This window comes from Aestuariimicrobium soli (assembly GCF_051192575.1).
GTDB lineage: Bacteria > Actinomycetota > Actinomycetes > Propionibacteriales > Propionibacteriaceae > Aestuariimicrobium > Aestuariimicrobium soli.
This window is the reverse complement of the sequence record NZ_JBPJSQ010000002.1, coordinates 363,558-375,951: the sequence shown is the minus strand read 5'-3', so window position 1 is coordinate 375,951 and position 12,394 is coordinate 363,558. Positions and strand designations below refer to the sequence as shown.

Sequence of the window (12,394 nt, the reverse complement as noted above, 5' to 3'; positions counted from 1 at the left end):
TCGGAACCCGACACTGGTGCCGTGGCCACACTGACCGACCCGACGGCGCTCGGGTGGGGGGATGATCCCTCCGACGAGGACGACGTCACCGCGTCCACCCGACTGCAGGGTGCCGACGACGAACTCGACGACGAGGATGCGGACGACGAGACCCCCTGGGCTCCCGATCAGGGATTTCCCGATCCATGGGGGATCGCGACGGTCTGGCTCGACGAGGACGACCTGATCGGCCGAGTGCGCATGTCGGTGCACTGGCGCTCGCGTCTGGGTCAGGGATCGCTCGCCCAGGCGTTCGGCCAGATCTTCATGCTGATCAACAACCACCGCGAGGGTGAGGCGTTCCGCTCCGTCGCTCCGGCGGACGATCGCCCGGCCCCTCGTCCGATGTCGTGGGAGGCGCTGGCCGACCTGCGCGAACGGTCCGCGGAACTCAACCGCCGCCTGCTGGCCCTGCCGGCCGAGGTTCGCGGACGCCACGAGAACCGCTGGACCGACGGCTTCGGGGCGCACGGCAACATCCGGATCACGCTCAACCCCACCGGCGCGCTGTCGGCGATCGCCTTCAACGAGGGATGGCTGGGACGCGCCCGCATCAAGGAACTGTCCGACGGCATCGTCGAGGCCCATCGCGCGGCCCGGGCGGCGTGGGTGCCGCCGGCCTATGAGCGCAGTGAACGCGACGACCTGATCGATCAACTGACGGCCACCCGCGACGAGCTGACTGCCATGCTCGGCCGCGGATTCGCGTGAGAGGTGTGCCCATGAATACCCCCAACGGCCCAGAGACGAGCGGGAGCCGCGCCGCCGAGGCCCAGCGCGCCCAGAAATCGGGGGCGCGCGGCTACTCCGCCGACACCGACGACTGGATGCACGTCGTCGAGCACGACGAGCAGCGCATCGACCCCAACCGCGAGGTGTCGTCGTCACGGCAGGGTCGCCCGGCTGGAATGCCGCTGATGCCCATGGCCGGCGGCCACGCGGGCACCGGCACCGCCGGTGGACTCGGGGGAGCGGGCGCCGCAGGAGCCGCGGCCTCCGCTCAGCTTCCCGGCAGCGTCGCGGCCGGTAGCGTCGCGGCCGGTGGCGGTGCGCTCTCCCGGGGAGTCTCCGGTGCCGCTGGCTCGGGCGGGTTCGGCACCAGTGCCGCCGGCGCGCACGTCGAGGGCGGCATCGACACCGACGGTGACGGCATCGCCGACCTGTTCCCCGACGCCGATGGGGCCGGTGCCGGCGGCTGGGGGACCGGCGGCTGGGGCGCCTCGTCCGGGTCGACCCCCTACGTGCCGGGCACCCACACCTTCGAGCCCGGCCCGGGTTACGGCTCCGGGTGGACGGGCGGGGGCGTTCGTCCGGGCGACGTGATCGACGTCGACCCCGGCAACCTCACCACCACCGGGCAGGGCTGGGCGCGGGTGGGCGACGAGTTGGCCTCGGTGCTGGGCATGGCGCAGCAGAGGTCTGCCGGTGACAGTGACATCTTCGGCTTCGTCACCCCGCCGAGCGAGCAGTACCGCGGGCTGCAGCGCGACGTCGCCACCTGGGCGCAGAACGCCCAGCGCACCTTCACCGAGATGGGCATGAAGCTGTCGGCCAACGCCGGCAGCTACCGCACCCTGCAGGACGACCAGATTCGCCAGTCGGGCACGATCAACGAGGAGCAGTGATGAGCACCAGCCGCCTCACCACGATCGATGACATCATGACCGAGACGATGAGCCTGTCGGAGAGCGTCGGCCGGGCCGTGCAGTTCGACATGGACGAGGCCCAGCGCGCCCTCAGGCGAGCCAAGTGGTGGAGTTGCTCGAAGAAGAAGGCCATCAAGCGGCGCATGGACGACGTGCCCCCGAAGGTGCAGCGAGCCGAGGACGACCTGTCGGGCACGCTCGAGCAGTTCTACGCCCCGAAGTCGGCGGCGCTGTCGCAGTTGGTCGAGCAGGAACAGCCCAGCTGGACCGAACTGGCCGCCGGCATCGGACGGGTGCAGGACCAGGTGAAGCAGCAACTGCAGTTGGAGACCTGGACCTCGCCCGGTGCCGACGCCTACAAGCGGGCGCTGCCGGCCCAGCAGAACGCCCTGGCCGAGCTGCGCAAGATGGCCGAGAACGGGGCCAAGGCGGCGGAGTACCTGGCCATGATCAACGCCTACATCCACGAGGTCGTCGTGCAGTCGGTCAGGATCGTCACCTCGGAGGTGCACAACATTCCGGCACCGCCCGAGCCGCCGGACTACCTGGTCGCGCACAACAACGAGGTCGACTTCGGCAACAAGTACTTCGTGCGCTCCGAGAAGGCGGCGGCGATGCTCCGCGGCCTGTCGCAGTGGTGCCGTGACCTCTCGACCCCCGAGTCGGCGTGGGGGCCCACCGCCTTCCGACTGCGCGACACGCTCACCCAGATGATGGGCAGCACCGCCAACCTCGGCAAGGGCGGCGCCTGGCCCGAATCGGTGGCCGGGCAGCCCCAGGAGGTCTCGGTGCTCGACCTGAGCGAGTTGCAGGAGTCGATGCGCGCCATCGCCACCAGTGAGGCCGATGCGACGGCCCGACGCGGCGGCGGCAACGGACCCACGCGCACCTGAGCGTTACCATGGCGTACTGAGGCGTCGCCGCACGGGTGACGCGCGTGCGAGGAGGCGATCGGGGTGGCCGAAGCGACCCGGGGGGGCGTGCGTCAGCGAATCCTGGTGGTGGACGACGACTCAGCCCTCGCCGAGATGCTGCAGATCGTGTTGCGCCAGGAGGGCTTCGACACGGCGCGCTGCGGCCACGGCTCGAAGGCGCTGCAGATGTTCCGCGAGACCAAGCCCGACCTCGTGCTGCTCGACCTGATGCTCCCCGGGCGGGACGGCGTGCAGATCTGCCGTGACATCCGGCAGGAGTCCGGGGTGCCGATCGTGATGCTGACCGCCAAGTCCGACACCACCGATGTGGTCACGGGTCTTGAGGCCGGGGCCGACGACTACGTCTCGAAGCCGTTCCGCGCCAAGGAACTGGTCGCCCGCATCCGTACCCGGTTGCGCCGCCTCGAGGTGGAGGAGAGTGCCCCGTCGCTGCTGCGCATCGGTGACCTGCACATCAACACCGAGCGGCACACGGTGACCCGCCGCGGCACCCTGATCTCGCTGACGCCGCTGGAATTCGACCTGCTGCTGGCGCTGGCGCGTCGTCCGACCCAGGTGTTCAGTCGTGAGCAACTGCTCGAGCAGGTGTGGGGCTACCGCCACGCCGCCGACACCCGGCTGGTGAACGTGCACGTGCAGCGTTTGCGCAGCAAGATCGAGCGCGACCCCGAACGCCCCGAGACCGTCATCACCGTGCGCGGCGTCGGGTACCGGGCCGGAGACCCGATCGAGGACGAGTGAGCCCCCGGCGTCGATCCCTGACGCACTGGTGGTGGTCGTCCCTGCCGCTGCGGGTGATCTCGTCGACCATGATCGGGTCGATCATCGTGGTGCTGCTGAGCGGCTGGCTGATCATGCGGCAGGCCACCGACGGTGTGATGGCTGGCAAACGCAGCGCCGCCATCGCCGAGGCTTCCAGCTCACTCGAGCGCATGCAGCAGCAACTCCGCGACACCGACCTGCGCACCGCCAGCCTGTACGAGCGCCTCAACCAACTCGCGGACGAGGCCGGCAGCCAGGGCGGCCAGTTCCACATCGTCATCCAGGGCCCGGTGTCGGGATTCGTGTCGCCGGGCATCGTCTCGTCGTCGGTGCCGCAGAGCCTCGTCGACGCGGTGGCCGCGAGCTCCGAGGGCATGTTCGTGACGCCCACGACGGTGGTCTCGTCCGATCCGACCGTGGCCGACGTGCCCGGTCTGGCGGTCGGGTCGCGCCTGCAGGCACCGGTGTCGGGGCAGTCGTATCCCATCTACTTCATCTTCCCGCTCAACCATGAGCAACAGGTGCTCGACGTCACCCAACGGGCCCTGATCACCACGGGCGCTCTGCTGATGCTGTTGATGCTGGGCATCTCGGCGTTGGTGTCGCGGCACGTGGTTCGTCCGATCAGACAGGCCAGCATCACCGCCGGACGACTCGCCGACGGCCATCTGGACGAACGCATGGCCGTGCGCGGCACCGACGACCTTGCCAGTCTGGCCACGTCGATGAACCACATGGCCTCGGAGTTGCAGCAACAGATCGTGCAGTTGGAGGACCTGTCGCGGGTTCAGCAACAGTTCGTCTCGGACGTGTCGCACGAGCTGAGGACCCCGCTGACGACCGTGCGCATGGCCGCCGAACTGCTGCACGACGGCAGGCAGGACTTCGACCCGTCGGTGGCGCGCACCACCGAGTTGCTCTACGACGAGCTCGACCGGTTCGAGGGGTTGCTGGGTGACCTGCTCGAGATCAGCCGCTTCGACGCCGGCGCCGCCGTGTTGAACCTCGACGAGGTCGACCTGGTCGAGCTGGTGCGCCGCGAGGTCGACAGCGCCCGCGGGTTCGCCGAACGCAGCGGCACCCAACTGCGGCTGCACACCGAGGGCACCGCGGTCGCCGAGGTCGACGCCCGGCGCATTCGACGCATCCTGCGCAACCTGATCACCAACGCCATCGAGCACGCCGAACGTCTGCCCATCGACATCACCGTGAAGGTGGACGAGGATGCCGCCGCCATCGTCGTGCGCGACCACGGGGTGGGCTTTCTGGCCTCGCAGGCCCGGCAGGTCTTCCACCGCTTCTGGCGGGCCGATCCGTCGCGGACGCGCACCATGGGCGGCACCGGTCTGGGGCTGGCGATCAGCCTCGAGGACGCCATGTTGCACAACGGATGGCTGTCGGCGTGGGGTCGCCCCAAACGCGGGGCACAGTTCCGGTTGACCGTGCCGCGTCGCCACGGTCAGGTGCTGCGCAGCTCGCCGTTGCCGCTGGCGCCGACCGACTTCTCCCTGATGGAGCGCGTCCAACCCATCGACGCCCACGATGCGAGGATGCCGTGATGCGCCGCCGCACCCTGCTCGCCCTCGTCCCGGCCACGCTCGGGGCCAGTGCCTGCGCCATCATCCCCACCTCGGGACCCGTGACGCGGGTCAGTCAGACCCCGCAGGCGCAGAGTTCGCAGGGCGTCGACATCGCCCCGCTGCCGCCGCTGCGCGGGGGCAACACCGAGGTGATCCTGGCGGGCTTCCTCACCGCCATGGCCACCCCGCAGCCGGGCTACCAAGTGGCGCGGCAGTACCTGACCGACGCCGCCGCCAAGAAGTGGAAGCCAGACAGCGGGGCGATCATCTACGACCCCGAGGAGCATCCGCCGATCACCTCGGACAAGTCGGCGGTGATCACGGCACCACTGGTCGGCGCCCTCGACGCGCAGGGTCGGTTCGAGCCCAGGGCCGGCACCCTACAGCACGACTTCGGCATGCAGCGGGTCGAGGGGCAGTGGCGCATCGGCAACCCGCCCGATGGCCTGCTGCTCGGGCGCACCCTGTTCGCCCGCTACTACTCGCCCCTGACGATCTGGTTCCTGTCGGCCGACAACTCTTTGCTGGCCCCAGAGCTGGTGCACGTTCCCGACAGTGCCGCCAGCCCCAGCCGCAGCCTCGACGCCCTGCTGGCCGGTCCGAGCGCCTGGGCCGCCCAGACGATGGGCAGCGCGCTCCCGGCCGAAGCCCGCACCGGCACGACGGTGAGTGTGCAGGACGACGGGTTGGCGATCGTCAACCTGCCCTCGTCGCTGAGCGTGCTCTCCGACGGCGCCCGCACGCGCGCCGCCGCCCAGGTGGTCACCACACTGACCGAGTTCGACCAGGTGCAGTCGGTGCGGCTGCAGGCCGGGGGACAGGTGTGGGAGGTCAGTCGCGCCTCGAACCCCACCCGCGTGAAGCGAACCGACTTCGACTCCTTCCAACCGGTGGAACAACGCACCGCCACCGACCTGGTCGCCGTGCGCGGGGGCATCGTGGGGCGCGTGATCGAGGGCGGCACGCCCGAATTCACCCCGATCAGCGGCGCCTTCGGCGGACGCAACTGGGGCGACCAACCCGGCAGCGTCGACGTCGGCCCCGACCTGGGCACCGTGGTCGTGGTCAACAGCGAGCGCACCCAGGTGTGGACGACGCAGTTCGGCAGCGACAAGGCCACCTCGCGCGTGAAGGGCGCGAAGCTCACCCGGCCGCAGGTGCTGCTCGACGGCACGGTCTGGACGATCGGGGTGGTCGACGGCGCGACCGTGCTGATGCGCATGAACCTCGATCGGCAACTGCACACCTTCCCCGTCAAGGATCTGCCGGTCGGCGAGGTGGTGGCCTTCCGGATCGCCCCCGACCGCACCCGCATGGCGGTCATCGTCTCGGACGGCAAGACCTCGAGGCTGGGGCTGATGCGCGTGCGCGGCACCGAGTCGCTGACCATCGACGGGTGGCGTGACCTGCCGGTGACCAGTTCGTCCGGCCCGCTGCTCAACCCCCGCGACGTGGCCTGGGCCGAGCCGGGCACCCTGCTGGTGCTGAGCCCGAGCGCGCAGGACTCGCGCACCTCGGTCTACGCCGTCTCGAGCGATGCCGCCATCGTCGAGGCGCTGGGCCCGTCGGCCACCGACATCGAACCCGTGGAGCTGTCGGCCACGCCCCGCCGTCAGGGCGTGACCGCCGTCGTGCGGGCCAGCGACAACCGGGTCTGGCGCTTCGAGGACCGCTATCGGTGGCGGTCGGTGATCGGTGGCGTCACCAGCGCGGCCCTGCCCGGCTGAGCGAGTTGTCCACAGGCCGACCGACCTGCCCCCTGCGATGCGTGATGCTGGTCGGGTGAGGAGGGCGGGCAGTGTTCTGGAAACAGTGGCGCGACGGCGCGGCGGATCTGTTCCTGGGCTCGTCGTGCCCGGGCTGTGGTCGTCCGGGCTGGGGGGCGTGCGCCGAGTGCCTGTCGGGATTGCGGCGAGCGACCCCCGCACGGACGATCCGGGCCACCATCGATGACTGGCCGGTGTGGGCCGCGTGCGCCTACCGGCCACCCGTGCCGGCTCTGGTGAAGGCGTGGAAGGACGAGGGCTCCTGGGGGCTCACCCGGCCGTTCGCGCGCGCCGTGCTGGCCAGGATCGCGGACGAGGCGGCCCTGGTCGGCGGCGGGCCCTGCCTGGTGGTGCCGGTGCCGTCTCGTCCGCAGGCGGTGGCCGAGCGCGGCCACGACCACGCGCGCTCGCTGGCCCGGGGCGTCGCCCGCGGGCTCGGCTGGCGCTCAGAGCCGCTGCTGCGAGTCGGACGCGGGGGAGCAGACCAGTTCGACCTCGACCGCGAGCACCGCTGGCTCAACAGCCGCGGGGTGCGGGCCCAGCGGGGCAGCGGGCGGGTGCTGCTGGTCGATGATGTGGTCACCACCGGAGCGAGCCTGCGGGCCGCCGCCCAGGCGCTGACCGAGGCCGGCTGGACCGTGGTGGGGGCGGCGACGGTGGCCTCGTCCGAACTGCGTCTCACCCCTTACTGCGCGGCGGCAGACAGGCATCGGCTGACTGGGTAACGTTGCTGCATGGCACGACCTGCAGCCCCTGATGAGCCGCAGAATCGTGCCTGTGTCATGTCTGGGCCCCAGCCGGGGACCGAAGGGCAAACATAGGAGGATGAGATGGACATCGTCGTTCAGGGACGTCACTGCAGCGTGAGTGACTCCGTGAAGGAGCAGGTGGTCGAGCGGATCAGCACCGTGGAGCGCTTCCGCGACCGGGTGCAGAGGGTCGAGGTGGAGTTCACCGTCGAACCGGCCCACAAGGGGCGCGACCAGGACGTCGTCGCCGAGATCACGCTGCGGAGCAAGGGCCCGGTGGTGCGTGCCGAGGGCCTTGCCGATGACAAGATGGCCGCGTTCGAGAAGGCCATGGAACGTCTCAAGACCCAGCTGCGCAAGGCGCAGGACCGACGCAAGCGGCACCGCGGGCTGCGCACCGCCGACCACTTCGGGGCTCCTCTCATCGAGACCAACGGGGCCCTGCACGCCGCAGACCTCAACGGCGACGGCGCCGACGACCACCACCAGGTGGCGGGCATCGACGTGATCGGTGACGGCCCGCTGGTGGTGAAGGAGAAGCAGTTCACGGGCACCCCCCTGACCCTCGAGCAGGCGCTCGACGAGATGGAGCTGGTCGGCCACGACTTCTTCCTCTACGCCGATGCTGCCTCCGGACGACCGAGTGTCGTCTACCGCCGCAAGGGATACGACTACGGCGTGATCCACCTCGACGTGCACGACGCCGGCTGAGTTCTGTCGGAGCCAGCCCCTAGGGTCGGGGTCATGCAGCAACTCAGCCTGTCCCAGGCTCGCCGCGTGGCCTTGGCGGCCCAGGGGCTGGCCTCCGTCAAACGTCCCTCCGTGGTCACGATGCGGCACGTGCAGGCCGAGATCGACCGGGTGGCGCAGTTCCAGATCGACACCGTCAACGTCGTGCAGCGTGCCCAGTACGTGCCGCTGTTCTCGCGGCTGGGCCCCTACGACACGGCCCTGCTCGACCGGGCCACGAACCGCTCCCCCCGGCGCCTGTTCGAGTACTGGGGGCATGCCGCCAGCCTGATCGACGTCTCCCTGGCCCCCGCCCTGCGCGACCGCATGCGGGCGATGGCCGAGCGGTACGCCGATCACCCCGCGCGCATCGAAGCGCGCCACCCCGGTCTGGTCGCCGGGGTGCTCGACGCGGTGCGCACCCACGGCCCCGCGACGGCGCGCGAACTGGAACGTCACCTCGACCATTCCGAGGAACGCAACCGCGACAACTGGGGCTGGAACTGGTCGTCGGTCAAGCAGGTGCTCGAGCACGAGTTCTCGGCCGGCGGGGTGTCGCCGGCGGGGCGCACCAGCCAGTTCGAACGGCTCTACGACCTGACTGAACGGGTACTGCCGCCGGCCCACCAGCGCACCGACCTCAGCCCGGTCGAGCAGCGCCGCATGCTGCTCGCGCGGGCGGGGCGGGCCCTGGGCGTCTTCTCGAAGGCGTGCGTCACCGATTACTTCTACCTCAAGCGTGACCCGGTCACGGCCGAGGCCTTCGCCGATCTGGAGGCGGCAGGGGAGTTCGTCCCCGTGGCCATCAAGGGATGGGACGCCAAACCCACCTGGCTGTGGCACGAGGCCACCGTGCCGCGGCGAGTCACGGGGCGTGCCCTGCTCAGCCCGTTCGACTCGATGATGTTCCAGCGCGACCGCATCGAGGCCATGTTCGACTACCTGTACCGCATCGAGATCTACGTGCCTGCCCCGCAGCGCGTGCACGGCTACTACGTCTATTCCTTCCTGTTGGACGACCGGCTGTGCGCCCGGGTCGACCTGAAGGCGAACCGCGCCTTGGGACGACTCGAGGTCAAGGCCACCTGGCTGGAGGCGGGGGCCGAGCCCGCGCGCACCACGGGGGAGCTGGCCGAGGCGCTCCGTGAGTTGGCCGACTGGCTGGGGCTGGCCGAGGTGGCCGTGGAGCCCCGCGGGAACGGGGCCGACGGCCTCGTCCGGGTGCTCGCTGCCACCGGGTAGCATGAACGGGCCCGCGAGTAGCATGAACGGGCACGTGCCCTGCTGAGCCCGAAAGGGTCGTGGGCGGGGTACCCACAGTGTCAATCCGCAAAGGACGCAAGTGAGCTTCATCGATCGACTGCTGAACGCCGGCAGTGGCAGGGAACTCAAGAGGCTGACGAAGGTCGTCGACCAGGTCAACGGCATCGAGCCTGACTTCGAGGACATGACCGACGACGAACTGGCGGCCATGACCCCGGAGTTCAAGCAGCGCCTCGAGAACGGCGAGTCGCTCGACAGCCTGCTGCCCGAGGCCTTCGCGACCGTGCGGGAGGCGTCCAAGCGGGTGCTCGGCAAGCGTCACTTCGACGTGCAGCTGATCGGTGGGGCGGCGCTGCACCACGGTCGCATCGCCGAGATGAAGACCGGCGAGGGCAAGACGCTGGTGGGCACGCTGCCCGCCTACCTGAACGCCCTCACCGGCAAGGGCGTGCACGTGGTCACCGTGAACGACTACCTGGTGCGCTACCAGTCCGAGCAGATGGGCCGCGTACACCACTTCCTGGGTCTGCGCACCGACGCGATCCTGACGTCGATGACCCCGCCGGAGCGTCGGGTCGCCTACGCGGCCGACATCACCTACGGGACCAACAACGAGTTCGGCTTCGACTACCTGCGCGACAACATGGCCCTGTCGGCCGACGAACTCGTGCAGCGCGGTCACCACTACGCCATCGTCGACGAGGTCGACTCGATCCTGATCGACGAGGCCCGCACCCCGCTGATCATCTCCGGCCCGGCCGAGGACAACCACCAGTGGTACCCCGAGTTCGCCACCTTGGTGACCCGCCTCAAGCGCGATCGTGACTACGAGGTCGACGAGAAGAAGCGCACCGTCTCGGTGCTCGGCCCCGGCATCACCGCCGTCGAGGACCGACTGGGCATCCACAACCTCTACGAGGCCGCCAACACCCCGCTGATCGGTTACCTGAACAACGCCATCAAGGCCAAGGAACTGTTCAAGCGCGACAAGGACTACGTGGTCATCGGCGGCGAGGTGCTGATCGTCGACGAGCACACCGGACGAACCCTGTCGGGCCGCCGCTACAACGAGGGCCTGCACCAGGCGCTCGAGGCGAAGGAGAAGGTGGAGATCAAGGACGAGTACCAGACGCTCGCCACCATCACCCTGCAGAACTTCTTCCGCATGTACGACAAGCTCGCCGGCATGACGGGCACCGCCCTCACCGAGGAGAGCGAGTTCCAGAAGATCTACGGTCTCGGCGTGGTGCCGGTGCCCACCAACAAGCCGATGGTGCGCGTCGACCAGAAGGACCTCATCTACCGCACCGAGGAGGCCAAGTTCGACGCCATCATCGACGACGTCGTCCAGCGTCACGAGAAGGGCCAGCCGGTGCTGATCGGCACCGCGTCGGTGGCGAAGTCGGAGGAACTGGCCAAGCGCCTGCGCACCGCCGGGGTTCCCCACCAGGTGCTGAACGCCAAGCACCACGAGTCCGAAGCGGCCATCGTGTCGATGGCCGGCCGCAAGGGCGCCGTCACCGTGGCCACCAACATGGCCGGACGAGGCACCGACATCATGCTGGGCGGCAACCCCGAGTTCCTCGCCGACCTGGTGCTGCGCGAGCAGGGTCTCGACCCGCACACCACCCCCGACGAGTACGAGGCCGCCTGGGACGAGACCCTGGCCGAGCTCGAGGAGCAGGTGGCCGCCGAGCACGAGGAGGTCGTCGAGGCCGGCGGCCTGTACGTGGTCGGGTCGGAGCGCCACGAGTCGCGGCGCATCGACAACCAGTTGCGTGGCCGTTCCGGACGCCAGGGCGACCCCGGCGAGAGCCGGTTCTACCTGTCTCTGGGCGACGAGCTGATGCGGCTGTTCAACGGCCCCGCCATGGAGCGGGCGATGGTCACCCTCAAGGTGCCCGACGACGTGCCCATCGAGTCCAGCTGGGTCGGCAAGTCGATCGAGAGTGCCCAGAAGCAGGTCGAGGCCCAGAACTTCGAGATGCGCAAGAACGTGCTCAAGTACGACGACGTGATGAACCGTCAGCGTCACGCCATCTACGGCGACCGCCGGAAGGTGCTCGACGGCGCCGACGTCGAGCAGCAGCTGCGGGACACCGTCAGCCGGGTCGTCGAGGGCGCCGTGCGGGAGCGCACCGAGGGCCTGCCCGAAGACTGGGACCTGGAGCAGCTGCTCACCGATCTGAGCACCCTCTACCCGGTGGGCGTCACCCTGGACGACATCGAGGACGAGCACGACGCCAACGCTCTGGTCGAGACCTTCGTGGAGGACGCCTCCAAGGCCTACGACAACCGTGAGGAGTCGCTCGGCGCCGACACCATGCGCGAACTCGAGCGCCAGGTGATGCTCACCGTGCTCGACCGCAAGTGGCGCGAGCACCTCTACGAGATGGACTACCTGCGCGAGGGGATCGGCCTGCGGGCCATGGCGCAGCGCGACCCGCTGGTGGAGTACCAGCGCGAGGGTGGCGCCATGTTCCAGCAGATGATGGAAGCCTTCATGGAAGAGGTCGTCGGCTACCTGTTCAACCTCGAGGTGACCAGTGAACTGGCCGGCGAGGTCAGTGGTGTCGGTGTGCAGGCCGGGGTTGACCCGCGCACGCTGGTGAGCCCCGACGAGGAGGTGACCCCCGACGAGGAGGTCGTCGCCGAGCCCGACACGTCGGAGCAGGCCAAGCAGGCGGCGGGTCGTCGTCCTAAGGTCAAGGCCAAGGGGCTGACCGGCGGCCAGCCGGCCAGCGGTCGGCAGCTCACCTACTCGGCTCCCGACGAGCAGGGTGAGGCCGAGACCACCACCACCCAGGCACGCAACACCGGCACCTTCGCCGGGGTCGGCCGCAACCAGCAGTGCCCCTGCGGGTCGGGCAAGAAGTTCAAGGCCTGCCACGGACGCAACGCCCAGGCCTCCTGACCCGAAGGCCC

At 69.7% G+C, this 12,394-nt stretch carries 10 protein-coding genes; all 10 read left to right on the top strand.

Going from position 1 to position 12,394, the window contains the following annotated elements; all coding sequences use genetic code 11:
• Positions 1-21: 21 nt before the first annotated feature.
• The 10 genes from ACSDQ9_RS03010 to secA all read left to right on the top strand — a co-directional run bounded on the left by ACSDQ9_RS03010 (position 22) and on the right by secA (position 12,383).
• Positions 22-750, top strand: a complete 729-nt coding sequence (locus tag ACSDQ9_RS03010) for a hypothetical protein (protein WP_435143383.1) — start codon at positions 22-24, stop codon at positions 748-750.
• Between the two features lie 11 nt (positions 751-761).
• A complete protein-coding gene (locus tag ACSDQ9_RS03005; protein ID WP_435143381.1) occupies positions 762-1,664 on the top strand; it encodes a hypothetical protein in 903 nt (300 codons plus the stop codon).
• Positions 1,664-2,578, top strand: a complete 915-nt coding sequence (locus ACSDQ9_RS03000; protein WP_435143378.1) for a hypothetical protein — start codon at positions 1,664-1,666, stop codon at positions 2,576-2,578. The genes ACSDQ9_RS03005 and ACSDQ9_RS03000 overlap by 1 nt, the downstream gene beginning before the upstream one ends.
• Before the next feature lie 135 nt (positions 2,579-2,713).
• Entirely contained in the window at positions 2,714-3,361 is a 648-nt protein-coding gene (gene mtrA, locus ACSDQ9_RS02995; RefSeq protein ID WP_435143751.1) for an MtrAB system response regulator MtrA, read from the top strand.
• A 41-nt stretch (positions 3,362-3,402) separates the two neighbouring features.
• Positions 3,403-4,941, top strand: a complete 1,539-nt coding sequence (gene mtrB, locus ACSDQ9_RS02990) for an MtrAB system histidine kinase MtrB (RefSeq protein ID WP_435143749.1) — start codon at positions 3,403-3,405, stop codon at positions 4,939-4,941.
• Complete coding sequence (locus tag ACSDQ9_RS02985; protein WP_435143375.1) at positions 4,941-6,689, top strand: LpqB family beta-propeller domain-containing protein; 1,749 nt, start codon at positions 4,941-4,943, stop codon at positions 6,687-6,689. Before mtrB ends, ACSDQ9_RS02985 begins: the two co-directional genes overlap by 1 nt.
• A 71-nt stretch (positions 6,690-6,760) precedes the next feature.
• Entirely contained in the window at positions 6,761-7,453 is a 693-nt protein-coding gene (locus ACSDQ9_RS02980) for a ComF family protein (RefSeq protein ID WP_435143371.1), read from the top strand.
• Positions 7,454-7,558: 105 nt separating this feature from the next.
• Positions 7,559-8,188, top strand: coding sequence for a ribosome hibernation-promoting factor, HPF/YfiA family (gene hpf / locus ACSDQ9_RS02975; RefSeq protein ID WP_435143369.1), 630 nt, complete (start codon positions 7,559-7,561; stop codon positions 8,186-8,188).
• A gap of 33 nt (positions 8,189-8,221) precedes the next feature.
• Positions 8,222-9,448 (top strand): winged helix-turn-helix domain-containing protein, encoded by a 1,227-nt coding sequence (locus tag ACSDQ9_RS02970; RefSeq protein ID WP_435143366.1) that lies wholly within the window; start codon positions 8,222-8,224, stop codon positions 9,446-9,448.
• Positions 9,449-9,548: 100 nt separating this feature from the next.
• Positions 9,549-12,383 carry a preprotein translocase subunit SecA gene (secA, locus tag ACSDQ9_RS02965; protein ID WP_459251763.1) on the top strand — a complete coding sequence of 945 codons (2,835 nt, stop codon included), beginning with the start codon at positions 9,549-9,551 and terminating at the stop codon, positions 12,381-12,383.
• Positions 12,384-12,394: the final 11 nt, after the last annotated feature.